Source organism: Nocardia yunnanensis (genome assembly GCF_003626895.1).
Classification (GTDB): Bacteria; Actinomycetota; Actinomycetes; order Mycobacteriales; family Mycobacteriaceae; genus Nocardia; species Nocardia yunnanensis.
On record NZ_CP032568.1, the window covers coordinates 2971189 to 2996569 of the forward strand.

Genomic DNA, 25381 nt, shown 5'->3' on the forward strand with positions numbered 1-25381 from the left:
GGTCGGCTGTGGTCAGGACGGTCCTACTCGAGGAACCCGACCTTCGTGTAATCCGGGTTGGCCAGACCGAACGCACCCCAGTTGGCCAGGTTCGTGCGAACGGCGTGCGTGCCGGACGCCTGGTTGAACAGCATGGAATGCCCTTCGTCCCAGATCATCTTGTCGGCCTTGTTGGCCAGTTCGATGGCCTTGGCCGGATCCAATTCCGCGATGGCCTGATCGATGACCGCGTTCAGCTCCGGCGACCCGATGCGCGACTTGTTGCTCTGCCAGTTGTTCGGGTCGTAGTAGTAGTACTGCTTGAGGGCGCCGATCGGCTGGACGCTGGTACCGCGGCTCCACTGCGCGAGATCGTAGTTACCCGGATCGATGACATTGGTGAAAAGGCCGGTGCCCGGGACGGTTTGGATGTCCATCTTCACGCCGATCTTCTTCAGATCGGCCTGGATGATCTTGGCCGTGTCCACCCAGGAGTCCTGCTGGTACATGACATCGCGGATGGCGAGCTGCTTGCCGTCCTTCTCGCGGACGTCGCCCTTCATGACCCAGCCCAGCGCATCCAGTTCCTTGGCGGCCTGGTCCAGGTTGAACGCCACATCCTGCGAATTGTCCTGGTAGCCCTTCTGACCGTCGATGTAGACGTGGTTGTTCACGGTCTTCGGGGCGTCGACGATGCCGTGCTGGCTGGTGTTGACGATGGTCTGCCGGTCGATGGCCTTGGCGATCGCCACCCGCAGCTTCTGATCCGCGAAGACCGATCCCGGTGCGCCATTGAAGGCGATGAACCCGTAGGTCGGTTCCGGGGCCCGCCGGATTTCGACATTGGGCGCTTGCTTGGCGCCGGTGACCGCCTCGAGCCCGGACACGTAGGCCTCGTCCAGCTCGTTGTTCTGAATGGCGGGCACGATCGCGGTGTAGTCGAGGACGCTGAAGGTGATGGTGTCCAGCTTCGGAGTGTCACCCCACCATTTGGGATTGCGGCCCACCGTGATCCGGTTCTGGGTGCGGTCGAGGTTCGTGATCATGAACGGGCCGGCGCTGACCGGCAGCGAGTTGCGGGCCCAATCATTGAACGCGGCAGGGGATTCGGTGTCGGCCTTCGGGTAGATGATCCCGAACACGCCCTGCCACTCGCCGTAGGGCTCCTTGTAGGTGACCACGGCCTGCCGGTCGTCCACGCCGCGCTCGACCTTGCCGATGTGGTCGTAGCCCACGATCCCGGCCGACTGGTAATCCGGATTGCTGCCGTTGTTGGCCTGCCACTGCGACTTCAGGTCCTCCCAGGTGATGGGCGAACCGTCGGTCCATACCGCCTTCGGGTTGATGGTGTAGGTGACGACCTCGGGATTGGTCGAGGTGAGCTGAATATCGGTGAAATAGTCGTGATTGACGCTCAGCTCGCCCGCGGCATTGCTGTTGAACGTGTAGGGCAGCGTCGGCGCGACGACACTGACGGTGTCCTCGACATTGCCGTCCACATGCAGCGCATTGAAGGACGCCGGGAACGACGTCAGGTTCAGCCGGAGGTTCCCGCCGTCCTTCAGGTCCGAGACCGGATGCGGATTGATCGCATTGGTGACGCCGAGCTGAGCCGTCCCGCCCTCATCGGAGCTGGAACTACACCCGGTCACCACCATCCCCAGCGCGACCGCGGAAATCGCGAATCGGATCATGGTCGAACGTATCCGCATGGACCGCTCCTTCCGCCGAGACGGCTGTCGTCCTATTTCAGGAACCCGATACTGGTGTAGTCGTACGAGGCCAGTCCGGGAGATCCGAAGTTGGCCAGATCGGACCGTACCCCGAAGTTGCCCTCGTCCTGTATCAGCGGCAGCGAGTGGCCTTCCTCGAAGACCTTGCGGTCGACCTGGTTCGCCAGCGCGATCGCCTTGTCGGGATCCACCTCCGACAGCGTCTGGTCGATGAGCGCGTTCAACTCCGGCGACCCGATGCGCCCGTAGTTGAGCTGAATGTCGTTGGGGTACAGCCCGAACACCTGCGGCAGGCTGCTGAACACGAACGCGTCGCCGGACAGCAGGAACTGGGCGACGTCGAAGTTGCCGGTCTGCAGCACATCGGTGAAGAAGCGCTGCGCGGGATGCGGTTCGATGGTCAGCTCGACGCCGATCTTGCCCAGATCCTGCTGGATCAGCTTGGCGACCTGCAGATGCGCGTCGTCCTGGACGAAGACGTCGCGCAGGGTCAGCTTCTTGCCGTCCTTGAACCGGCCGTCACCCTGCCTTACCCACCCGGCCGCGTCGAGTTCCTTGGCGGCGGCATCGGAATCGAAGGCGGGCGCGTCGTCCTGGTAGCCGTGCTGCCCGCGCAGGAAGACCTGACTGTTGAGCGGCTGCGGCTTGTCGACGATCCCGTTCTGCAGGGTATCGGCGATCCGCTGCCGATCGATGGCCTTCGAAATCGCCACGCGCACTTGCTGATCCGCGAGCAGTGACCCCGGCGCGCCGTTGAACGCGAAGTAGCGCCACCGGTTCCACGCCGCGTGCCGCACGGTGAGACTGGAGACCGCCCGCACGCTCTGCAGATCCGGCAGCGTGCGCAGCAGTGCCGCGTCGAGTTCGTTGTTCTGCAGGTCCTGGGTCCAGGCATTGCTGTCCAGCACCCGGAAGGTCACCGTATCCAGTTTCGGCGTGTTGCCCCACCACTTGGGATTGCGGGCGAGGGTGATCAGGCCGTTGGTGCGGTCGATGTTCTGCAGCAGGAACGGGCCCGCCGACACCGGCAGCCCGTTGACCAGCGAGCGGTTGAACGCATCCGGCGTCGCCGTCACCTCTTTCGGGTACAGCATGGAATTGCCCGACAGCTGTCCGCGCCAGTCGGCGTAACCCTTGTCGAAGGTGATGACGGCCTGCCGGTCGTCGGCCCCGCGCTCGATCTTGGCCACCCGGTCGAAGCCGTTGCTGATGGCGATCTGGAAGTCCTTGTTTTTACCGCTCAGCGAATTGCCTTCGGAGGCAATGTCTTCCCAGGTGACCGGGCGGCCGTCGGACCAGACCGCCTTGGGGTTGATGGTGTAGGTCACCACCTGCGGGTTCGTCGACGTCAGCTGCACGTCGGTGAAATAGTCGTGATTGACGGTGAGATTGCCCGCCGCGTCGGTGTTGAACGCGCGCGGCAGCAGGAAGCGCTCGATGTCCGCGTAATCGCCGTCGTTGCCGTCGACCTGCTGCGCGTTCCAGTTGACCGGGATCTCCGGGGTCGGCAGCCGCAGATTGCCGCCGTCCTTGATGTCGTCGCGCGGATGCGGATTGATGTCCGCGGTCATGCCGAGCGTGCCGGTCCCCGTCGGGGTCGGCGTATTACCGCTGCATGCCGCCAGCGCGAGTCCGCTCGCGAGAATCGCCGCGGTGCAACCTCGTCCAATCCGCATCCGACACCCTCCTATCGGGCCGCCACCGGAACCGGCACCGCGTCGATCAGTGCGCGGGTGTACGCGTGTTCCGGACTGGCGAAAATGCGTTCCGCCGGACCGTATTCGACGATCTGACCGCGGTACATGACCGCGATGTCGTGGGCAAGATTACGCACCACGGACAAATCGTGTGAGACGAACAGGTACGACAGCCCGCGTTCGGTCTGCAGGTCCCGCAACAGGTTCAGCACACCGGCCTGGATGGAGACGTCCAGCGACGACACCGGCTCGTCCAGCACCAGCAGCTCGGGATCGAGCGCCAGCGCCCGCGCGATATTGATGCGCTGCTTCTGGCCGCCGGAGAAGTCGGCCGGGTATCGGTCGGCGTGCTCGGGCCGCAAACCCACCTGCTCGAGCAATTGCGGGACGCGACGGTTGATCTCGTCGCGCGAGCGCCCGTCGATGCGCAGCGGCTCGGCCAGTGCGTCGGAGATCGGCAGGCGCGGATCCAGCGACGCGGACGGATCCTGGAACACGATCTGCATCTTGCGCCGGATCTCCCGGCGCTGCTGCTTGGTGAGCGTGGTGACGTCGTGGCCGAGGATCTCGATGCTGCCGCCCTCCGGCCGCACCAGATCCATGATCTGGGTCAGCGTGGTCGACTTGCCCGACCCGGATTCGCCGACCAGCGCCAGCGTGCGGCCCGCGCGCACCTCGAAGCTGATGCCGTCGACGGCCTTCACCTCGCCGGTCTTGCGCTGGAACACCACGCCTTTGACGATCGGGAACGTCTTGCGCAGCTCGCTGACCCGCATCACCACCTGCGAGGCATCGACCTGCGCGACCTCCTCCGGCAGCTCGATCTCCCTGCGGTACGCCGCGAACAGATCCGCGGTGCTCACCTCGGAGGTGCGAATGCAGGCGGCGCGATGGCCGGGACCGGTGTCCTGCAACGGCGGTTCGGCGGCCCGGCAGTCCTCGATGGAAACCGGGCAGCGCGGCGCGAACGAGCAGCCCGGCGGCAGCGCGTGCATGGCCGGCGGATTGCCCACGATGGGGATCAACGGCCGGCGCGCCGGGCCGTCCATCCGCGGAATCGAACCCAGCAGCCCGGCCGTGTAGGGCATCCGCGGCGCGGTGAAAAGCTCTTGCGCCGGTGCGGTTTCGACAATCCGCCCCGCGTACATCACCGCCACCCGGTCCGCGAGCGTCGCCGCGATGCCCATGTCGTGGGTGATGAAGATGACGCCCGCGCCGGTGATGTCGCGGGCCTTGCGCAACAGGTTCAGGATCTGCTTCTGCACCGTCACGTCCAGGGCGGTGGTCGGTTCGTCGCAGATGATCAACTCGGGATCGTTGGCGATGGCCATGGCGATGACCACGCGCTGACGCATGCCGCCGGAGAACTCGTGCGGAAACGCCTTCGCGCGCTGGGCGGCGTCCGGAATCCCCACCAGGTCCAGCAGTTCGACGGCCTTGGCGGCGGCCTCCTGCCGGCTCATCTTCTTGTGCGCCAGCAGCGCTTCCGCGATCTGATCGCCGATCCGGTACACCGGGGTCAGCGCGGAGAGCGGGTCCTGGAACACCATGGACACCTTGCTGCCGCGCAGCTTGGACAGCTCCCGATCGCCCAGCCCCAGTAGTTCCCGGCCGCGCAGCCGGATCGAGCCCTGAATCCGCGCCTGCTGGGGCAGCAGCCCGATCACCGCCATCGAGGACACCGACTTGCCCGAGCCGGACTCGCCGACGATGGCGAGCACCTCGCCGTCGTTGACGGTGAAGTTCACCCCGCGCACCGCCTCGACGCGGCCTTCCTCACCGGGGAAGGAGACCCGCAGATCGGAGACCTCCAGCAGCGGCGCGGTGGTCCTGGACCGCTCGCCGGCCTGCGTCCCGGCCGAATCCTGGCTCATTTGACGGCCTTTCGTGCCTGCTTCGCCCGCGCCCGCTGCGCATTGGGGTCGAAGGCGTCACGCAGGCCGTCGCCCATGAGGTTGGCCGAGAGCACGATGACGACCAGGAACAGACCCGAGAACATGAACGTCCACGGGTAGGTGAGGGCGTTCTTGGAGTAGTCGCCGATCAGCGAGCCCAGCGAGACATCGGGCGGCTGCACGCCGAAACCCAGGAAGCTCAAACCCGTTTCGGACATCACCGCGCCGCCGATGGCCAGGGTGGTGTCGATGATCAGGATCGAGGCGATGTTCGGGACGATGTGCGTGGTGATGATCGTCCAGGTGGACGCGCCCATATATCGTGCGGCACGGACGAATTCACGATCGCGCAGGGTGAGCGACAGGCCGCGCACCATGCGGGCCGAGATCATCCAGCCGAACACCGCGATCAGCACTACCAGCAGGATCACCGAGTCGTTGCCCTTGGTCTTCGGGGAGAACAGGGCGATGAAGATGAAGCTGGGAATCACCAGCAGCAGATCGACCACCCACATGATCACCCGATCGGTCCAGCCGCCCAGCAGCCCGGCCACCGATCCGGCCGTGGTCGCGATGACCGCCGAGATGAGCGCCGCGCCGAACCCGATCACCAGGGACTTCTGCAGGCCGTGCAGCGTCTGCGCCAGCACGTCCTCGCCCAGCGACGTGGTGCCGAACAGATGTTTCCCATTGGGCGGCTTCAACTTCGCCGTGGTGTCGATATCCGTGTAGGCGTAGGGCAGGAAATGCGGCACCGTGAAGGCGACCACGAACAGCAGGATCAGCACGATCGCCGCGCCGACCGCGATCTTGTTGCGCAGGAACCGCCGCCACACCAGTTTCCGGCGACCGGCCGCCGCGACCTGCGGCGCGCCCTGGACAATGGTCTCCACCTCGGTCATCAGACACGCACCCTGGGGTCGAGAATCGCGTACACGATGTCGGACAGCAGGCCCGACAGCAGAATCACCACGCCCGCGAAGAGCGTCACCGTCAACACCACATTGATGTCCTGCGCGTGAATCGAGTCGACCAGCCACTCACCCATGCCGTGCCAGCCGAAGATCTTCTCGGTGAAGGCCGCGCCGGTGACCAGCCCGCCGAAGCTGTAGGCGAACAGCGTCGCCATCGGAATGAGCGCGGTGCGCAGACCGTGCTTGTAGAGCGCGTGGCTGCGGGTGAGGCCCTTGGCGCGGGCGGTGCGAATGAAATCGCTGCCGAGCACATCCAGCATCGCATTGCGTTGGTAGCGGCTGTATCCCGCCATCGCGCCCAACGCGAGACCGAGGGTCGGCAGCACCATGTGCTGGGCCCGGTCCACGATCTGGTTCCACAGGCCGTGCACGGCGGTCGCGGAGGTCTCGCCGGTGTAGAGGAAGATCTGTTTGCCGGTGGCCAGATTGATCTCCAGCGCACCGAATTTCAGCAGTGTCGCCAGCAGGAACACCGGCGTGGACAACAACAGCATGGACACGACGGTGCTGAAATAGTCGCTGAACTTGTACTGGCGGATGGCATTCGCCGCGCCGATCAGCACACCCAGCGCGGTGCCGAAGATGGACCCGATCACCAGCAGCCGCAGGCTGACTCCGATGCGCCGGCCCAACTCGTCCTTGACCGGCTGCCCGGCCATGGTCTTGCCGAAGTCGCCCTGCAGCACGTCGCCCGCCCAGGAGAGATAGCGCGCCGGGATCGCCTCGTTCAGATGCAATTCGGAGCGTTTGGCGTCGATCACCGACTGCGGCGGCCGTGGATTGCGTTGCTCCAACTGGTCCAGCGGGGTGAACGTGAACGCGGCCACCGTGAACACCAGGAACGATGCCAGCACCAGCAGCACGACATAGTTCAGCGCACGTCGCAGCAGAAAACCGGCCATCATGCCCTTCCGGGGTCGAGTACTGACCCCAGATCATAGGGACAGGAAACCGTAAACGCCGGGCACGGAGGGCAGACGCGACGGCAATCCGTGTGTTATCGGGTGTGGCGGAGGCTGTCACGGGCCGGCGCGGCGGACGGATCCCCGGTCGTGCCGGAAAGGTCTCGTTTGTACGGCGGCGTCCGTAATCCACGGGCGGCGCGCGGGCGGCTCGAGGCAGGATGGAGTAGGTGACGCTCTTTCACCTGCCCAAACCCAAAATGGTGGCCTCCGACGTGGACGGCACGCTCATCGACCACCGTGAGCAGGTGAGCGCCCGCACCAAGGCCGCGATCAATGCCCTCATCGCCGACGGCGTGCCGTTCGTACTCGCCACCGGCAGGCCCCCGCGCTGGATCGATCCGGTGGTGGACGGACTCGGTTTCGCGCCACTGTGCGTATGCGGCAACGGTGCGGTGATCTACGACAGCGCCACCGACCGAGTGCTCGACACCCGCGTCCTGGATACCGAAACCCTGACGTGGACCGCCGATCTGGCCGAACGGCTACTGCCCGGCTGCGGGCTGGCCGCCGAACGAGTCGGCGTGAGCGCCCACGACGCGGCCACCCCCCAATTCGTCAGCTCCCCCGAATACGAGCACGCCTGGCTCAACCCCGACGACACCCAGGTCTCCCGCGCCGAGGTGATCTCCGCCCCCGCGATCAAAATGCTGATCCGCCTACCCGGCACCTCCAGCGCCATCATGCGCGCCACCCTGGAACCCCACCTGGCCGGTCGCGCCGACCTGACCTACTCCACCGACAACGGCCTCATCGAGCTGTCCGCCCCCGGCGTCAGCAAAGCCACCGGCCTGACCACCATCGCCCAACGCCTGGGCGTCCAACACTCCTCCCTCATCGCCTTCGGCGACATGCCCAACGACGTCCCCATGCTCCTCATGGCCGGCCACGGCGTAGCCATGGCCAACGCCCACCCCGAAGCCCTAGCCGCCGCCGACGAGGTAGCCCCCTCCAACACCGACGACGGCGTAGCCCGCACCCTCGAACGCTGGTGGGCCTGAACAAGATCAGGGAGCTCTCACTGCGGAATTCTGTCCGAATTACAGCGCTGAGAGCTCCCTGATCTTGGTTAGTTGGTTGTGGGGGTGGGTATGGCGGGGATGGGTTTGGCGGGGTCTTGGACTGCGCCGTAGTTTTTCAGGACTGTGGTGACTATTCCGGTGAGTTTGTTGTAGATCAGGGCGCCGTTTTGGAAGTCGGTGCGCATTCCGTCTTGGACGGGGTATTCGTTGCTGGAGGGGAGGCCGAGAATGCCGGTGGCGGCGCCTAATTGGAGAAAGCGCTCCAGGATTTTTCCGACTACGGAGAAGATTTGGCCGGTGGGGGTCGAATAGACGTAGCCGTTTGTGAATTCGGCGTACTGGCCGCCGTCGGCCAGGGTGACGGGGGCTGTTTTCGGTTGGCCCAGTGGGCCGTTCGCGGCGCCCTGGTCGTTCCAGTAGCGGGCTACGGGGCTGCGGTCGAGCATGTTGAGGATCTTCTGGGTTAGGTCGGCGAGGGCTGCCAGGTCGGCTTGGTTGGCACCGTTGCCGTTTGCGTCGGGGGCCGGGGCGGTGGGGGCGGGGTTTCCGGCGTTCTGGCCGGGGCGGGTGCGGGGGGTGGTGGGCGTGGGGGTGCTTTGAGAGCCGGCGGCGTCCTCGGCGATCTGGCGGATCTTGTCCATGAGCGCGTAGGCGGCGTCGCCGGGGCAGGTGGTGTTGCCGACATCGCGGTGGGCGAAGATTCGGGGCAGCTTCACCGCTTGTCCCAGTGCGTATTTCGTGTAATCGCTGCCCTCGGAGTACATGGTGGTGGAGCCTTCGGGGTCGATGCCGGCCACCTTGGCGCGCCAGCCGATGTACTTGCCGATCGCCTGGATCGAGACGTCCGTCGGGGCTTCGTCCTCGTAGTCGCCCATGAGCGCGACCCCGGCGGTGTTGATGTTGAAGCCGCCCGCGTGCGCGCCCTCGACCGGGCGGTCCAGGCCGCCGTAGCGGCCCTCGAAGATCTGCCCGTACTTGTCGACCAGCGCGTTGTAGCCGATATCGCACCAGCCCAACGTTTTCGCGTGATACGCGTAGATGGCGCGGACGATGCCCGCGGACTCGGCCTTGGTGTAATCGTTGCGACCGGCGGTGTGGTGCACGGTGATCGCGGACACGCCGTCGTCGTAGGTGGGTTCCTCGCAGCGCAGCGATTCGTCCGCGCCCCACTGGGCGCGGGTGATCACCTTGGGGCCGCCGCCGGGCAGCGGCGCGGCCACCGTCGAGAGGTTCCCGTCGATGCTGCCGCGGCCCGGATCGATGAGCACCGCGGCCAGCTTCTCCAGATTGATCTGCGCCGGATCGGCCGAACCGTCGTCGAGCGGTTTGGGTTCGGCGGGTGCGGCGGCCGGCTTGCGGGTCACCAGCATCTGCACGGTCTTGGTGTTGCCGACGTAGATGGGTTCGGTGCCGGTGCGCCCGCCCGGCTTCGCATGGTCACGGCCGGTTTCGGTTTCGGCGTCGTACCAGGGGCCCCAGGTGCCGTCGGGGCGCTGGGCGCGCAGCTTGGTGGTGGTGCCCGCCAGGTCGGCGGCGGTGAGGGCCACCATGCTGAACGGGGTGTCGCGGGTCAGCTCCTTGACCTGCGCGCCGACCTTGTCGACCAGATCGTCGGGCACCGCGCCCGGGGCCAGGGCGGGGGAGCGGAGATCGCCGGTCAGATCGGGCACCGGATGCGGGCCGGGGGCGGCGGGATCGTCGGCGGTGGGGATTGCGGCTTGTGGACCGGAATCCGCTGGGGCGATTGGTGATTCGCTGTTCGCAGCGGGTTCGGGACCGGGCTCCGCGATGAATCCGGGTGTGCCCGCCGCCGGGGCCGCCGGTTTCGTGGCGCCGGGCGCGACCGGGCGTGTCGTGGTCGGCCGGGCGGGCGCGGGGCCGGGCTCGGGCGTGGAATTCAGCCGGGGCAGCGGGATCTCGCTGGGCAGCTGGACGCCCGGAATGAGGTTCGGCGGGATCGGAATGGACCTGGGCAGGGGCAGCATCCGCAAGTCCGACAGGTGGAGGTCGGGCAGGTTCAGCCCGGTCAGCTCATGGAGCGGCAGCACGATATCGGGTGCCGACGACAGGGCGACTTCGGCTATTTGCGCAGGTATAGCTGCCAGATTGCTTTCATCCGTAACCCGGACATCTCGGGAATCGGTCAGCGCCAGGATGCCTACGGGGGCAGTCAGCGCGAGGACGGTCACAACCGGGAGTGTGATGGCGTGTTTCGGTCTGCGATACGGCACGAGCATCTCCCATTCGAGGTAAATCCGTCTATCCGCGTCCGGAGCGCTTGCTTGCCACTCGACGCATCAGCGATCACACTAGTCCCTACTGTCACATTCGCTGAACGTATGGTTGAGGCTTAGCTTTGAATAACTCGAATGTAGCTTTGGCTCCCGAAAGAACGGGTATGACATGCCGAACGGGTACCTAGCGAGGCGCCGTCGACGGCGCGGTCTGCTCACCCTGTCCCTCGTCACCGCCGCCGCCACCGGCGGCACCGCCCTCCTGATCTGGGCGTGGCCCGACAACGCTTTCCACTTCACCGCCGCCGCCGGCCATGGCCGCGGCCTGAGCCAGAACGGCGCCTTCGAGAAGGCCGCCGCCGGCTGGACCGCCGATCGCATCCTGGCCAACTACTACGAAGGCGCCGAGCTCGCCGATATCGGCCCGACCACGGTCCGCGTCCGCCTCATGGAGCAGGACGACAAGACCCTCGACATCGCCTCCGATTCCGTCTTCTACGTCGCCGGCCGTCGCGTAATCCCCGGCCAGGCAGCGCATTTGACTCCCACCGCCGCCGGTGCGGACGTCACCATCACCCAGGGCTGCGACGGCGCCAACCTGTGGGAGGGCTCCACCGACGACCCCTGGGCCTACCCCGTCGCCGACGGCACCGACCGCCCCGCCAACGAGCAACTCGAAATCTGCGGCGGCAACGCCTACCGCGGCGTCCTCGGCGTCGCCCTCGACAACGGCGCCGCCCGCACCGTCAACGACCTGGACCTCGACGACTACCTCGAGGGCGTGGTCCCCGCCGAGATGGTCCCCGGCTGGGCCGACCAGGGCGGCGCCGAAGCCCTTCGCGCCCAAGCCATCGCCGCCCGCTCCTACGCCCTGGCCGAACAGCGCTACTCCTACGCCCAAACCTGCGATACCACCGACTGTCAGATGTACCTCGGCACCGACAAGGAAGACCCCCGCACCACCGCCGCCGTCACCGCCACCTCCGGCCGAGTCCTGGTGCGCGACAACCACATCCTCCGCGCCGAATACTCCGCCGCCCCCGACGCCGGCACCCCCACCCCCGCCTCCGCCATGGAACTGGGCCCCGCCCTCTCCGACTTCCCCGCCGCCCAAAACCCCAACCTCCTCCCCAACCTCCCGTCCCCCGACCAAACTTCCACCATCCCAACACAATTCGATCAGCCAACCCCGGACACCACCACCCCGGACACGGCCTCCCCCACCTACCCAGACCCCACCAATGCCATGCCCGACGCGGAAACACATTCCGCACCAAGCAATTCCAGCCCGGGCGCCCCATCCCGCCCGAAACCCGACAGCCGAAACCGAGTGGGAATACCCCTACCTCCCTTACCGGTCCCCGGTAGCTCCGGCCCCAACTCGATGCTCTCCGAATCACGCTGGGCCCTCGCCCCAACCCTCCTCGGCGCAGACAAACCCGCAACCCCCACCGCCACCCCCGCCCCCCGCACAGCCTCCACTCCAACCCCACCGATGACCCCGGCGCCGAGCAACGTGAAAACGTCCTCGTCCCCGCTGACACCCGCTCCGTAAGCCGCCACGACTTCCGTTGCAACGCACTGAAATGCGGCGATGCACGTAATGAGCCATTTTCATCCTCGGCTGAGAGGTGTTGGCGCCGTTGAGGATTGGTGCGGCGTGTCGCCGACGTGATTGGCGAAGCCCCTGGTAGATCAGCTGTTTACCACAACCGCTGTTCACCAAGGGCTGCGCCGGGATCGGGGTGCATACCCCGGTCAAGAATTCCGCCGACGGCCGCGACCTCGATATCGACACTCGCACCCGCAACAGATTGCTACGCGGGCTGCGTTGCCTGGCCGAACGCGGTTTCGCCCTACTCACCGGACGCTGGCGCGCCCTGCGCCACTTCACCACCAGCCCCGAGAAAATCGGCGACATCGTCAAAGCCGCACTCGTACTCACCCATTTCGAACACGGCCGACACCAATGAAAGTCGCTGAGATCACCTCGCTGGACCACCACCACATCGCCGACAGCGCGATCGGGTTGCCGATTGATCTGGACGAGAGCCTTGACGTCGGTCTCCGCTCCGTCCTCGTTCCGTGTACTCGCGAGCGCCTCCCATTCGACGCACAAGTCTGGATCCTGAAGGCCTGCGGCGATGCGGTCGATCCGCGCGTTGTCGGCATGATGTGCCGCGGTGAAATCAGGCTGCACAGAAGCCGTGCGGGGACGTACGTTCCGCGAAGTGAGTCCAAGGCGGCCAGTAGGTCGGTGAACGAACCGACCTCATCGAAGCGGGCCACTGTGTTGGTATTCCATCGCTCTCGTGTAACTGGGCCGATGGTTTCGTAGGAGGTCACTCGCACATCGCGCATTCTGCCAAAGCGTCGCAGTCGGGGCGATCGTGCTCAACTCGGCATGAGTGCGCACTCGAGTTGACTGAATTCAGCGGCTACGCCGATCGTTGACGAACCCCCGAACGATTGGCGTTTCGGCGAAAGTTCGCAGCTCACGGCGTGGCCTTGGGCTCGCGCAGCTTGCGGTGGATTAGCGCCTGAGGGTGGCGCTTCGATCCGGGGGAGGATGGGTTGCCAATGAGCCGTGAACAAGACAGTGTCGCAGCATAATTCGGCGTATCAGGACAGGTCGAGCGCGACCCTTTCAAATACCAACCCGGGTGCGGGACCTGCGCTTTCCCAGGCGGTCTCGAATTCCTCGGCGGTGATCTCCCGGTCCGCCAACTCCGGGTCCCAGAGATCGATTGGCGGGTTCAGCGGGAAATCGTTCAAACCCGTTCGCACCGCACCACCCATATCTCGAATCTCGACCTGGCGGGTTCGGTACCCGTCCCTGATTTCGGTGAAATAGTCGGCAGCCGGTACGCCTTCTTTTCCGTCCCAGCGCTGCCGCGTGTACAACAGCGCTCGATCGGCCATGACGCCGAAGCCTGGCCGCTGACGCTGCGCCTCCCTCCGGCCCCGCAAACTCTGCAGGGCGGAATCCGCGACGTCGTCGATGTCGACCTCATCCAGCCCGAACTCCTCGAGCTCTGCCCACCGTGTCGGATCCTCCACCACTTTCGTCTCCGCGAAGGTCTCGACGATCTCTCGAGCCGAGCGGGCCCGAATCACCCACCACAACCCACCCATCCCGTAGTCGTGGCACACCAGAAACCGCTGCTTCCCCTGCTCCCCATCGCTCACGATCACCACCTTAAGGTTCGCCCACCGGCCGGCCGGCCGTGCTGGAACACCGGGAGCGGAGGGCGTTCTAGGCTCGGGGGGTGCCGAAGCTGCTGATCGTTCATCACACGCCGTCGCCGTTCATGCAGGAGATGTTCGAGGCGGTGGTGGCTGGGGCTACGGATCCTGAGATCGAGGGGGTTGAGGTGGTTCGGCGGGCTGCGCTTGGGGTGACTGTGAGCGATGTGCTCGAGGCCGATGGGTATTTGCTGGGGACTCCGGCCAATCTTGGGTATATGAGTGGCGCGCTCAAGCATGCCTTCGACACCTTCTATTACCCGTGCCTGGATTCGACTCGGGGGCGGCCCTATGGGCTTTATATCCATGGCAATCAGGGGACCGAGGGCGCGGAGCGGAGTGTGGAGGGCGTGACCACCGGGTTGGGGTGGGAGAAAGCGGCGGCGGCGGTGATCGTTTCGGGGAAGCCGGGGAAGGCTGAGGTGGAGAGATGCTGGGAGTTGGGGGCGACGGTGGCGGCGACGTTGATGGGGTGAGGTTTCCCCCGAATTCTGGTGGCTGACAGAGGTGGGGGTGGGGGCGTCATACTCGGGTGGGCGCTCCCGCAGGAGTGTTGTTCGTGGAGTGTGGGAAGAGGTGACGGCCGCCGTGGAGGCGCAGGAATCGGGGATTCGCCGGATCGGGCTGGTCGAGGACCATGAGTCGGTGGCGATGGGCTTGTCGGCCATGTTGGCGCCGCAGGCCGATCTGGAATTGGTGATCACCGCGGGTACGGTGGCCGAATTGCTTTCGGCGGGACCGCGGCTGGATTTGGTGGTGTTGGATCTGCGGCTGGCCGACGGGTCCTCGCCGGAAGACAATGTGCGCGCGTTGCGGGCGCGTGGCATCGAGGTGCTGGTGTTCACCGGCGCTGACAACCCGTTCATGGTGCGGGCCGCCGCGCGCGCCGGTGTGCTCGGCGTGGTGCGCAAGTCCGAGGACATGCAGACCGTGGTCGCCGCGGTCCGCCGCGCCGCGCACGGCGAACAGGTCGTCACCACCGACTGGGCCGCCGCCATCGACGGCGACCCGCAGCTGTCGAATGTCGGCCTCAGCCCCCGCCAGCAGCAGGTGCTGCAGCTCTACGCCTCCGGTGAGAAGGCGTCCCGGGTGGCCCGCATGACCGGCCTCTCGGAGCAGACGGTCAACGACTATCTCGGCCGCATCCGCCAGAAGTACGCCGACGCCGGCCGCCCCGCCCCCACCAAGACCGACCTCTACAAGCGGGCCGTCGAGGACGGGTGGCTGCCCGTCCCCGAACGGAATCCGCGGGCATGACCGCCTCGGGCGCCCTCGAATCCCCGGCCGCGTCCCGGCCGCTCCCGTCGGCGGCGGCGTTCGCGCACCGCCTGCGCCGCGGACTGGCCATGAAAGAGGACCCGTCGACCGCCGCCTACGACCGCATCATGCGGCGGCTCGGCATCTCCATCGGCATCGCGGGCGTGATCTTCGGGTTCGTCGAACTGCCGCAGATCGCCGAACAGGGCCGGTACGCGCCCGCGTGGTGGACGGTGCTCGCGGTGGTGCTGGCCTTCGGCTGGTATCCGGTGATCGCCGTGGTCTCGGCGGTATCGGGGCCCCGCGCGACCCGTTTCGTCTGCGGTTGCGCCGCAGTCGGTTTCCTGGGCGCGCTGGCCTCCATCCCCTTCGGCTTGGAAATGCACACCGTCGATTCGACGACGGTGTGGCTCTACCGGGTGGCCCCGGTCGCGGTGACCGCCGCGGTCCTGGCCTGGCCGACCCGCTTGACCGTCACCTACCTACTGGTCGCCTGCACGTCGGCCGCCGCGGCCACGGTCTACACGGTGACGGCCGCGACCCCGCAGAACGTGGGCGAGAACTTCTTGCGCGCAGCCGGTTTGGCGGCATTGTGCGTGTGGTGCGGCACCGCCGCCACCGGCGCCGCCGCCCGTGTCGACCGCGAATCCGCGATCGCCAGCCGCCGCGCTGCCGCCCAGGCCGCCGCGCAGGCCCGCGACCGCGAACGCGCCCGCTTCGCCGCCCTCATCCACGACGCCGTCCTCTCCACCCTGCTGGAGGCGTCCCGCGCGGGCACGGCATCGGATGTGCTGCAACGCCAGGCCGAACGCACCCTGGAACAACTCGACGAATACCGCGGCGACGAACGCGATCCCGACCTGCTCGACGCCCGCTCGGCGGTGCTGTTCCTGCGCGCCGCCGTGCACGAGATCAACCCCAGTATCCGCTTCGCGACCCGCACCTGGCCCGGCTACGACGATCTGCGCATGCCCGTGCATTCCGCCAGCACCATCGCCGCCGCCCTGACCGAGGCGGTGCGAAACAGCCTGCGCCACGCCGCCGTTCCCGGCCGCGAGGTGCGCCGCACGGTGACGGCGACGGTCAGCGCCGGCAGCATCCGCATCGCCTTCAGCGACGACGGCGCGGGCTTCGACCTCGCCGCCGTCTCCGCCGACCGGCTCGGCATCTCCATGAGCATCCTGGGCCGCATGCGCCAGTTGGCCGGCGGTTCGGCGTTCGTGGAATCCCAACTGGGCGAAGGCACCACGGTGACATTGGTCTGGGGTGGCGATGGTTCCCGCTGACGACCACCTGATCGACCTCGACTCCCGCTTCGGCCTGCGTGATCTGCTGGGCCTGCGCGGCAGCGCCGCCTGGCTGTTCCTGCTGATCCTGGAAGCCGTTGTCGCGCTGTACATGATGCGCAATTTCGGCCAGTCCCCGTTCTGGGCGGCGCTGGTCAGCCTGGTGCTCATGCTCAGCGCGTGCGCGCTGGTCACCGCGATTCCCGTCGACCCGCTGCCGATTCCGGTCGCCCTGTACGCGGCCGCCGCGCCACCGATCGCGACGGCGCTGACCGTCATGACCCCCGAGCACGATCTCGTGCACGAGACGGTGTGGACGGCGTTCGCGTCCTCCTATGTCCTCGCGGTCCTGGTGCTGCGCGGGCGAATTCGCACCGCGTGGGTCGGCGTCACCGCGGTGGCGGCCGTCCTGGTCACCATCGGATTGATCGGCGGCCACCTGCAACCCGGGACACTGGTCGGCTCACTGGTCCCGGTCGGCACGGTCACCGCCATCTCGGTGTTCACCGCCGTCATGCGTCCCATGCAGCGCTCCCTGCGCATTCTGCGCGAGGACGGCATGATGCGCGCCGCCGCCGAGGCCACCATGGCCGCCGCCGACGGCGAACGCACCCGCCAACTGTCGCGCCTGGACCGCGTGGCCCGCCCGATCCTGGAACGCATCGCCGACGGCGTGGAACTGACCGCCGCCGAACGCGAGGAATGCCGCCTGCTCGAGGCCGAACTCCGCGACGGCCTGCGCGCCCCGCAGCTGGTGACCGATGAACTCAGCGGTGCCGCCCGGGGCGCGCGCGGGCGCGGCGTGGAGGTCATCCTGCTCGACGACGGCGGTTTCGCCGGCGTCCCGCAGTGGGTGCGCAAACGCGTGATCGACGCTGCCACAAAGGAACTCGACGCCATCAACGCCGGCCGCATCACCGTGCGAGTGCTGCCGCTGGGCCGGCACGTGCTGGCGACCGTACTGGCGACGGCTCCCGATCAGGACCGCCGCACCGAGATCGACACCGACGGCAAGGTCACCACCATCACCGACTGATCAGGCGCCCGCGCCTATGCGTCCTTGTCCCAGCGTCCCGGTCCGCCCTTGCGCATCTGATCCCGCAGGGCGGACTGGACGGTCGTCGACAGCCACGAGTTGAGCGATTGCCCGCTCTGCGCCGCCGCCTCCTCCGCCCGCGATTTGATCTGCTCGACCAGCCGCAGCGTGACGCGGCTGATATCGCCGGTCATCTCCTCGAAGCTGGGATGGTCGTCCTCGCTCGCGCTCTTGCGCACGTCCACGTGCGCGTCGGCGCCCTCGACCGAGACGTGCACGGTCCGGTCGGGCAGCGTCGCGCTCACCTCGGCCGCGAGTTCGGACAGCGCGGCCAGCAATACCAGGCGGGCGGAGTTCTCGGTGGCGGCGGCCAGCGCCGCGGCGGTGGCTTGGGTTTTCTCATCGCCCAATGCGGCCGCGGCGATCAGGTTCTCGCGCAGCTGGGCGGTGTATGTGGAGAGATCCATGACACCAGTGTGACGTCCTTTTGATGTCATTCAAGGAAACTTCTGACGCCAGAATCGGGCGCTTGACACGAATCGCCATCGCACCTGCCGCGGTTCGGGTATAACGGTGCAAATCCCGTTCCAGCGACGCTGTAGCCTTTCTGACTATGACGAATGGTGAATCGACGCGAACCGAGCTGCGCGCGTCCGGCACAGTAGGTGTCGCGATGGTGACCCCCTTTACCGCCGAAGGCAAGCTCGACGTCGATGCCGGTGTCGCGCTGGCCGCCCGCCTGATCGACGGCGGCGTCGATCTGCTCGCCATCTCCGGGACCACCGGTGAGTCGCCGACCACCACCGAGTCCGAGAAGTTCGATCTGCTGCGCGCCGTCGTGGACGCCGTCGGGGACCGTGCCACCGTCATCGCGGGCGCCGGCACCTACGACACCGCGCACAGCATCGAGTTGGCTCGCAATGCCCAGCGCGCGGGCGCGCACGGTCTGCTGGTCGTGACCCCGTACTACTCGCGTCCCAGCCAGGAGGGGCTGCTGGCGCACTTCACCGCCGTCGCGGACGCCACCGACCTGCCGGTCACCCTCTACGACATTCCGCCGCGTTCGGTGGTGCCCATCGCGACCGACACCATTCGCCGGCTCGCCGAGCACCCGCGCATCGTCGCGGTGAAGGACGCCAAGGGCGATCTGGGCTCGGGCGCGGAACTCATCGCCGAGACCGGGCTGGCCTTCTACTCCGGCGACGATGTGCTCAACCTGCCGTGGCTGTCGGTCGGCGCGACCGGATTCATCAGCGTCATCGGCCATCTGGTGCCGGATCGCCTGCGCGCCCTGCTGGACGCCTACACCGCCGGTGACATGGCCCGCGCCCGCGAGATCAATGTCAGCATGCTGCCGCTCAATCGGGCGATGGCCCGTCTCGGCGGTGTCGCCATGACCAAGGGTGCGCTGCGGCTGCTCGGCACCGAGGCGGGTGAGCCACGGTTGCCCCAACTCATGCCAGGCCGGGAGCAACTCGACGAGCTCGTGGTGGACCTGCACGCGGCGGGAGTCCTCGCATGAGCGACCCCATCGCCCGCCGCCCGCGTCGCACCGCCAGCCGCGCCGCCGGCGCTCCCGCCCCGGCCCCCGAAGCCCCGGCGCAGCCCGCCGCCCAGCCGGACTCCGCTGCTCCGGCTGCCGCGAATGCCGCTGCCGCGTCGGCCGAGTCGTCGGCTCCGGCCGCCGACAAGTCGAATACCGCTGCCGCCCAGCCGGATACGGCTCGCACGGAATCCGTTGCCGCCGAACCGGTTCGGGAACGCAATGGCCGAGGCCGCAACGGCTCCGCCGGCAAGGCCGCGACCAAACCGGCCGACGAGGCCCCGCGCTCGCGCCAGGACGATTCCCGCTCGCGCCAGGACGATTCCCGCTCGCGCCAGGACGATTCCCGCTCGCGGGGTGGCGATCGCAACCGTCGCGGCGGCGGCCGTGGCCGTCAGGGCGGCCGTGATCGCGAACCCGCCCCGGCCCCGCGTGACCCGCACGCCATGGGCACCCCGCCCAAGGCCCCCAAGGGCGGCCTGCGGGTGTTCGCACTCGGCGGCATCGGTGAAATCGGCCGCAACATGACCGTTTTCGAGTACGACGGCAAGCTGCTGATCGTCGACTGCGGTGTGCTGTTCCCCGAGGATCAGCAGCCCGGCGTCGACCTGATCCTGCCCGATTTCGGTCCCATCGAGAACCGCATGGACGATATCGCCGCGGTGATCCTGACCCACGGGCACGAGGATCACATCGGCGCGGTGCCGTTCCTGCTGCGGCTGCGCCGCGACATCCCGGTCATCGGCGCGAAGTTCACCCTCGCACTGGTGGCGGCCAAGTGCCGCGAACATCGCCTGCAGCCCAACCTGACCGAGGTCACCGAGGGCCAGCACACCACGCACGGCCCGTTCGGCTGCGAGTACTTCGCGGTCAACCACTCGATCCCCGACGCCATCGCGGTCGCGATCCGCACGCCCGCGGGTATCGCGCTGCACACCGGTGACATCAAGCTGGATCAGCTGCCGCTCGACGGCCGCCTCACCGACCTGGCCGGGTTCTCCCGCCTGGGCGACGAGGGCGTGGATCTGTTCCTGGTGGACTCCACCAATGCCGAGGTGCCCGGTTTCGTCACGCCCGAGCGCGAGATCGGCCCGGTGCTCGACAATGTGATCGGCAAGGCCAAGGGCCGGGTCATCGTGGCCTCCTTCGCCTCTCACGTGCACCGCATTCAGCAGGTGGTGGATGTGGCGCAGCGCTACGACCGCCGGGTGTGCTTCGTGGGCCGGTCCATGGTCCGCAATATGCAGATCGCCCAGGATCTCGGCTATCTCGACATTCCGGACAATATCGTGGTGGATCTGGATCAGGCCGCGAATCTGCCGGTGCACAAGCTGGTGCTGATCTCCACCGGTTCGCAGGGCGAGCCGCTCTCGGCGCTGTCGCGGATGGCGCGTGGCGATCACCGCCAGATCAATATCCGGCCCGACGATCTGGTGGTGCTGGCCTCCTCGCTGATTCCGGGCAACGAGAACGCGGTCTTCGCCGTCGTGAACGGCCTGGCCCGCCTGGGCGCCACGGTCGTCACCCAGCAGAACGCGAAAGTCCATGTGTCGGGCCATGCTTCGGCCGGCGAGCTGCTCTACCTCTACAACGCGGTACGGCCCACCAACGCCATGCCCGTGCACGGCGAGTGGCGGCACCTGCGCGCCAACGGCGCGCTCGCGGTGGCGACCGGCGTCCCCGAGGAGCGGGTCATCCTGGCGGAGAACGGCGTCGTGGTCGACCTGGTCGACGGCATCGCCTCGATCTCCGGCCGCGTCCCCGTCGGCCAGGTCTATGTCGACGGCCTCTCGGTCGGCGATGTCGGCGAATCCACCCTCTCGGATCGTCTGGTCCTGGGTGAGGGTGGTTTCATCTCCATCAATGTCGCCATCGATTCGGCCACCGGCAAGGCGGTCAGCACCCCCGAGGTCACCGGCCGCGGCTTCTCCGACGACCCCGAAGCCCTCACCGGTGCACAGGAACTCGTCGAGAGCGAACTGCACCGCCTGACCGTCGAGGGCGTCACCGACACCCACCGCATCGCCCAATCCGTCCGCCGCGTGGTGGGCCGCTGGGTCGCCGAAACCTACCGCCGCCGCCCCATGATCGTCCCCACGGTCATCGGCGTCTAGCCAAAGCGTCAGCGGCACAACGAGAATCGCCCCGAACAGTCCGACTGCCGGGGCGATTGTCGTTGCGACCGCACCTCCAGCGCGAGACCTCGTCCTCCCGACGCGCGGCCCTCGTCATCCCGGCGCGCGGCCCTCGTCATCCCGGCGCGCGGCCCTCGTCATCCCGGCGCGCGGCCCCTCGTCATCCCGGCATGTTTTTGGCCGGGATCCACACCCAGAGGCGTTGGATTCCGGCCAAAAGCGCGCCGGAACGACGGAGACGTCCGGCGCTCGGGGGCGAGCCTACTTATCCTGGCAGGCAGCGGAATTCAGCTTGGCGGTCTTGACGATCGAGCACGCGTAGTTGTGGTCGATCTTCCATTCGGCGCCGTCGGCCACGAAGGACACGGTGGCGTTCTGGACGGGCTTGCCGTCGATGGTGACGTCGGCGTCGGCCTTGAGCTTGCCGCCGGACGGGTCGCCCACATTGGTGATGGTGACCTTGACGTTATTGGCCTTGGCGGCGTCGACCAGCTTCTGCGCCAGCTGCGGGTCGAGGGCGGCGTCCTCGATCCAGTCGGTCTTGGTCTTGGCGTCGATGGCCGGGTCGAAGGCCTTGGTGACCTTGTCGTTCAGGTCGGCGACGCTGGGCTTGGGCAGATCGGCCGCCGTGGTGGGGGCGGGCGCCTGGCCGGTCTGCTTGTCGTCGCCCTCGGTGCCGCCCTGGAACTTGCCGGCGGGCGCGGCCGCGGAGGTGGTGGTCGTGACCTTGGCGCTGTCGTCGGACTTGCCGCAGGCCGTCAGGCTCAGCGCCGAGACGGTCAGCAGCAGTGCGGCGGTCGCGCGAAAGATGGTGTGCTTCAACGAATTCTCCCCGATGTCTGAGATGACTACAGCTCGTAGCCGGTGGTGCAGTTCCAGTGGATGATGGTGGCGTCCCCGGAGTTGCGGCTCAGCGCCTGATTCTTGGCGTCGACGCGCGAGGAGGCCGCGCCGAAGGTGTAGTAGCCGTCGCGGTGGGAGTAGGCGACCGCGCCGCAGCCGTTGGCGAACTTGGCCACGATCTTGCAGTCGTCGTAGGTGCACGAGTTCATGGCCGCGGTCTTGGCCGAGGGGCTGTCCGAATAGTCGTAGGAGTAGCCGATCCGACCGGTGGACAGCGACAGCGCGATCGCGCCGAAGTTGTAGTCCTGATTGGCGTTGGCCGGAGCCGCGGTACCCACCACAAGGGAACCGGCGGCCGCGACCAGCACGGCTGCGCCGGTGACGATCTTCTTCAAGGTGTTGCCCTTCTTGTGCTTTCGGGTCCATGACCCGCTGGACCGAGGGATCAAGCTACCGATACAGCTGTGCCGACGCCAACCCGGTTCCGCGGCGCCGTGCATATTCGGATATGCCCGACTAAGGTTCGCCTCATGACTTTGGCTCAACGGGAGCGTCAGGCGCTGGTCCAGGCCATGGCCGAGGCCGGTCCGGACGCGCCGACCCTGTGCGGGGAGTGGACCACCCGGGACCTGGCCGCGCACCTGATCGTCCGTGAGCGCCGCCCCGACGCCGCGCCCGGCATCCTGCTGAAACCTTTCGCCTCCTATCTGGAAGGCGTGCAGCGCAAGGTCGCCCAGCGTCCGTACCCCGAGCTGCTGGATCGGGTGCGCAGTGGCCCGCCCTGGCTGCTGCGCCCGGTCGACGCGCTGATGAACACCACCGAGATGTTCGTCCACCACGAGGACGTCCGCCGCGGCGCGCCCGGCTGGGAGCCGCGCACGCTGTCGGCCGAGGACGAGAACACGCTCTGGAAGCCGCTGACGGGCTTGGCGCGCATGGCATATCGCAAATCCCCGGTTACGGTCGCGCTCACCACGCCCGACGGTCGCCGCACGGTCGCCCACCAGGCCGGTGACCGCACCGTGGTGCTGGCCGGTCCGCCCTCGGAGCTGCTGCTGCACGCCTTCGGCCGCAATCAGGTCCGGCTCGAGGCCACCGGCGCCGCCGAGGATGTGGCGCTGGTCCACGCCCTCGACCGCAGCGTCTGAGCGCCCGCCCCCCGGGACGGCCGGCCGCGCCGAAATGGCGGCGCGCGCAGCGGTCATGAAACGATCACGCGACGATCGGTAGCGTGCGTGTTCGGCAGCGGCCCGTGGGTGATGAGGTGGTAGGCAATGTCTTGGCAACTGTCGGTTCTCGGACCGGTCGAGTTGGCGTCCGAGGGCGTGCCGATTCCGCCCATGCCACCCAAACAGCAAGCGGCGCTGGTGATGCTGGCGTGCGCGCGGGGGCGCACGGTGTCGGTGGAGGAACTCGTCGACGGCATCTGGGGCGCGGAGCGGCCCTCCTCGGCGGTGGGCGCGTTGCGCAACTACGCGTGGGCGCTGCGCAAACATCTCGCCGCGCCGGGTGCGGTGCTGTTGTCCTCGGAGTCGCGCGGTTACCGCCTCGACGGTGCGCTGGAACTGGACGTCGACTCCGTCGACCGGTTGCGCACCGAGGTGAGCGAGGCCCGCGCGGGCGGCTGCCTCGACACCGCCGACACCGCGCTGCGCACCACCCTGCGCACCTGGCGCGGCGACCCGCTCACCGGTGTTCCCGGACCGTGGGCCGCGGCCGAACGCGCCCGGTTGCGCCGGCTGCATCGCATCCTCGAGGAGGATCTGCTCGAGCTCATGGTGCAGCGCGGCGACTTCTCGCACGCCATGGCCGAATTGGCGGCGCTGATCACCGCCGATCCGCACAGCGAACGCCTGCGCGGGCTCATGATGACCGCCCTCTATCGCGCCGGCCGCCGCACCGAGGCCCTCGACGAATATCAGCGCGTCCGTCGCCTGCTGGTCGCCGAGCAGGGCATCGAACCCGGCCCGATGCTGGCCGAGTTGCACCGCCAGATCCTCGCCGACGACCTGCCCGGCGCGGAATCGGCCGCACCGATCGCGCTGGTCGCGCCGCGCCCGGCCCAATTACCGCCCGACACCGCCGATTTCACCGGACGTCAGGAACTGGCCGGCGAGCTGAGCGACCTGCTGGCCGGTGCGGCGCCGCTGCTGGTCGCCATCTCCGGGATGGGCGGCGTCGGCAAGACCGCCCTGGCTTTGCATGTGGCACATCGGATTCGCCGTCTCTACCCGGACGGCCAGCTCTACGTCGACCTGTGCGGCGCGGGTAGCACGCCCGCCGATCCCGCGCACGTGCTGGGCGCGTTCCTGCGCGCACTGGGCGTGGCGCAGAAGGAGATTCCCGCCGGGGTCGCCGAGCGGGCGGCGCTGTTCCGTTCCGCGAGCAGCGGCCGCCGCCTGCTGGTGGTGCTCGACAATGCCGGCGAGGCGGCGCAGGTGCTGCCGCTGCTGCCGGGCGAATCCGGTTGCGCGGTCCTGGTGACCGCCCGCCGTCCGCTGACCGCGCTGCCCGGCGTGCGCACCGCCGCTCTCGGCGTCCTCGAAACCGGTGAGGCCGTCACGCTTTTCACCCGCATCGTCGGCCCGCGGCGGGTGGCGGCCGAGCCCGACGCGGTGCGCCGTATCGTCGAACTGTGCGGTCTGCTGCCGATGGCGGTGCGCATCGTGGCCGCGCGGGTGGCGGCCCGCCCGCGCTGGACGGTGGTCTCCGAGGCGGAACGGCTTGCGGCCGAACGCCACGACCTCGACCGCTTCCGCGTCGGCGACCTCGCGCTCACCGCCGCGTTCCGGGCCGGCTACGACCAGCTGCCCGTCGACGCCGCCCGGGCCTTCCGCCTGCTCGCGGTCGCCGACCTGCCCGATCTGCCCTTGGCGGCCACCGCCGCGGTCCTCGACACCACCGAGTCGATCGCGGAGGACCTGTGCGAGGAACTGGTCGATCGCGGCATGCTGGAATCCGTCGGCCGCGGCCGCTACCACTATCACGACCTGATGCGGCTGTTCGCTCTCGGCCGTCCGGGCGGCGACAGCGAGGCCGACGTCACCGCCCTGCTGCTCGACTACTACCTCGCCACCATGAAAACGGTCCTGCGCGTGCGGCATCCGGGCCTGCGCCTGGCGCTGGCGCCGACCGCGCACCCGGGCACCCGGCTGCCGGACCTGGATTCGACCCGCGATTTCCTCACCATCGAACGCCGCAACCTCAACGCCCTCTACCGGCTGGCGCTCGCGGGGACGCCGCGTCATCGGGTGCTGGCCGCCGATCTCGCGCTGACGGTCGCCGAGACCGGGCTGGCCTGCGATGCCACGGTCGATCTGGCCAAGACGCTCGAGGAATTGGTGCGTGCCTGTGCGGCGGACGGGAATTCGGCTGCCGCGCGGCGGGTCCGGCTGTCGCTGGTCTTCGCGCTGGCCGGCGAGATGGACGCGCCGGGGCTGGCGGCGGCCCATGTGCGCCGGCTGCTCGCCGAGGACGATCCGGAGGCGGACCCGTGGGCTTCCGGTGCGACCCAGGGTTTCGCGGGCATGCTGGCGCTG

General features: G+C 67.9%; 20 protein-coding genes and 1 pseudogene. 11 read left to right on the forward strand and 10 right to left on the reverse strand.

The genetic code is table 11. The annotated features are described in order from the left end of the window. Window positions 1–23: 23 nt before the first annotated feature. The 5 genes from D7D52_RS13735 to D7D52_RS13755 are packed head-to-tail and all read right to left on the reverse strand — an operon-like array spanning window position 24 to window position 7180. Window positions 24–1691 carry an ABC transporter family substrate-binding protein gene (locus D7D52_RS13735; protein WP_120736668.1) on the reverse strand — a complete coding sequence of 556 codons (1668 nt, stop codon included), beginning with the start codon at window positions 1689–1691 and terminating at the stop codon, window positions 24–26. A 32-nt stretch (window positions 1692–1723) separates the two neighbouring features. Beyond that, window positions 1724–3388, reverse strand: coding sequence for an ABC transporter family substrate-binding protein (locus tag D7D52_RS13740; protein WP_120736669.1), 1665 nt, complete (start codon window positions 3386–3388; stop codon window positions 1724–1726). A gap of 11 nt (window positions 3389–3399) precedes the next feature. Further along, on the reverse strand, window positions 3400–5283 hold the full coding sequence (locus D7D52_RS13745) for an ABC transporter ATP-binding protein (RefSeq protein WP_120736670.1): 1884 nt from the start codon (window positions 5281–5283) through the stop codon (window positions 3400–3402). Next, window positions 5280–6206: an ABC transporter permease gene (locus D7D52_RS13750; RefSeq protein WP_120736671.1), complete on the reverse strand. Its 927-nt coding sequence runs from the start codon at window positions 6204–6206 to the stop codon at window positions 5280–5282. Before D7D52_RS13750 ends, D7D52_RS13745 begins: the two co-directional genes overlap by 4 nt. Continuing rightward, complete coding sequence (locus D7D52_RS13755; RefSeq protein WP_120744087.1) at window positions 6206–7180, reverse strand: ABC transporter permease; 975 nt, start codon at window positions 7178–7180, stop codon at window positions 6206–6208. The genes D7D52_RS13750 and D7D52_RS13755 overlap by 1 nt, the downstream gene beginning before the upstream one ends. Window positions 7181–7440: 260 nt before the next feature. Here D7D52_RS13755 and D7D52_RS13760 point away from each other — a divergent pair, with 260 nt between their 5' ends. Continuing rightward, entirely contained in the window at window positions 7441–8241 is an 801-nt protein-coding gene (locus D7D52_RS13760) for an HAD family hydrolase (protein ID WP_120744088.1), read from the forward strand. A gap of 68 nt (window positions 8242–8309) precedes the next feature. Here the strand turns inward: D7D52_RS13760 and D7D52_RS13765 are convergent, their stop codons facing one another. Beyond that, window positions 8310–10451, reverse strand: coding sequence for an N-acetylmuramoyl-L-alanine amidase (locus D7D52_RS13765; protein WP_246023856.1), 2142 nt, complete (start codon window positions 10449–10451; stop codon window positions 8310–8312). Window positions 10452–10665: 214 nt separating this feature from the next. Between D7D52_RS13765 and D7D52_RS39865 the strand changes: the two genes are divergently transcribed. After that, window positions 10666–12051 carry a SpoIID/LytB domain-containing protein gene (locus tag D7D52_RS39865; protein WP_120736673.1) on the forward strand — a complete coding sequence of 462 codons (1386 nt, stop codon included), beginning with the start codon at window positions 10666–10668 and terminating at the stop codon, window positions 12049–12051. 190 nt (window positions 12052–12241) lie between these two features. Then, on the forward strand, window positions 12242–12469 hold the full coding sequence (locus D7D52_RS13775) for a transposase family protein (protein WP_187703150.1): 228 nt from the start codon (window positions 12242–12244) through the stop codon (window positions 12467–12469). Between the two features lie 649 nt (window positions 12470–13118). Here D7D52_RS13775 and D7D52_RS13785 read toward each other — a convergent pair. After that, a complete protein-coding gene (locus D7D52_RS13785) occupies window positions 13119–13685 on the reverse strand; it encodes a hypothetical protein (protein WP_222932819.1) in 567 nt (188 codons plus the stop codon). An 80-nt stretch (window positions 13686–13765) separates the two neighbouring features. Between D7D52_RS13785 and D7D52_RS13790 the strand changes: the two genes are divergently transcribed. From D7D52_RS13790 to D7D52_RS13805, 4 genes are all read left to right on the forward strand, one after another. Next, a complete protein-coding gene (locus D7D52_RS13790; protein WP_120736675.1) occupies window positions 13766–14218 on the forward strand; it encodes a flavodoxin family protein in 453 nt (150 codons plus the stop codon). Between the two features lie 100 nt (window positions 14219–14318). Then, complete coding sequence (locus D7D52_RS13795) at window positions 14319–14999, forward strand: LuxR C-terminal-related transcriptional regulator (protein WP_281279190.1); 681 nt, start codon at window positions 14319–14321, stop codon at window positions 14997–14999. Then, the gene (locus D7D52_RS13800) at window positions 14996–16285 is read left to right on the forward strand and encodes a sensor histidine kinase (protein ID WP_120736676.1); all 1290 of its coding nucleotides are present in this window, start codon (window positions 14996–14998) and stop codon (window positions 16283–16285) included. Before D7D52_RS13795 ends, D7D52_RS13800 begins: the two co-directional genes overlap by 4 nt. Then, window positions 16272–17321: a hypothetical protein gene (locus tag D7D52_RS13805; protein WP_120744091.1), complete on the forward strand. Its 1050-nt coding sequence runs from the start codon at window positions 16272–16274 to the stop codon at window positions 17319–17321. Before D7D52_RS13800 ends, D7D52_RS13805 begins: the two co-directional genes overlap by 14 nt. Before the next feature lie 14 nt (window positions 17322–17335). Here the strand turns inward: D7D52_RS13805 and D7D52_RS13810 are convergent, their stop codons facing one another. Then, window positions 17336–17788, reverse strand: a complete 453-nt coding sequence (locus D7D52_RS13810) for a hypothetical protein (RefSeq protein ID WP_120736677.1) — start codon at window positions 17786–17788, stop codon at window positions 17336–17338. A 146-nt stretch (window positions 17789–17934) separates the two neighbouring features. On the opposite strand from D7D52_RS13810, the gene dapA reads away from it, so the two are divergent. Further along, window positions 17935–18843 carry a 4-hydroxy-tetrahydrodipicolinate synthase gene (gene dapA / locus D7D52_RS13815; RefSeq protein ID WP_120736678.1) on the forward strand — a complete coding sequence of 303 codons (909 nt, stop codon included), beginning with the start codon at window positions 17935–17937 and terminating at the stop codon, window positions 18841–18843. Continuing rightward, entirely contained in the window at window positions 18840–20978 is a 2139-nt protein-coding gene (locus D7D52_RS13820; RefSeq protein ID WP_246023857.1) for a ribonuclease J, read from the forward strand. Before dapA ends, D7D52_RS13820 begins: the two co-directional genes overlap by 4 nt. Window positions 20979–21260: 282 nt before the next feature. On the opposite strand, the gene D7D52_RS13825 is transcribed toward D7D52_RS13820, so the two are convergent. Together D7D52_RS13825 and D7D52_RS13830 are read right to left on the reverse strand one after the other, a co-directional pair. Beyond that, window positions 21261–21821: a WKL family lipoprotein gene (locus tag D7D52_RS13825; protein WP_120736679.1), complete on the reverse strand. Its 561-nt coding sequence runs from the start codon at window positions 21819–21821 to the stop codon at window positions 21261–21263. 26 nt (window positions 21822–21847) lie between these two features. Further along, window positions 21848–22237, reverse strand: coding sequence for a DUF4189 domain-containing protein (locus tag D7D52_RS13830; RefSeq protein ID WP_162958302.1), 390 nt, complete (start codon window positions 22235–22237; stop codon window positions 21848–21850). Window positions 22238–22372: 135 nt separating this feature from the next. Here D7D52_RS13830 and D7D52_RS13835 point away from each other — a divergent pair, with 135 nt between their 5' ends. Beyond that, window positions 22373–22990, forward strand: a complete 618-nt coding sequence (locus D7D52_RS13835) for a TIGR03085 family metal-binding protein (protein WP_120736681.1) — start codon at window positions 22373–22375, stop codon at window positions 22988–22990. 222 nt (window positions 22991–23212) lie between these two features. Next, window positions 23213–24424: pseudogene (locus tag D7D52_RS39135) on the forward strand (AfsR/SARP family transcriptional regulator); the annotation flags it as partial. Between the last annotated feature and the right edge of the window lie 957 nt (window positions 24425–25381).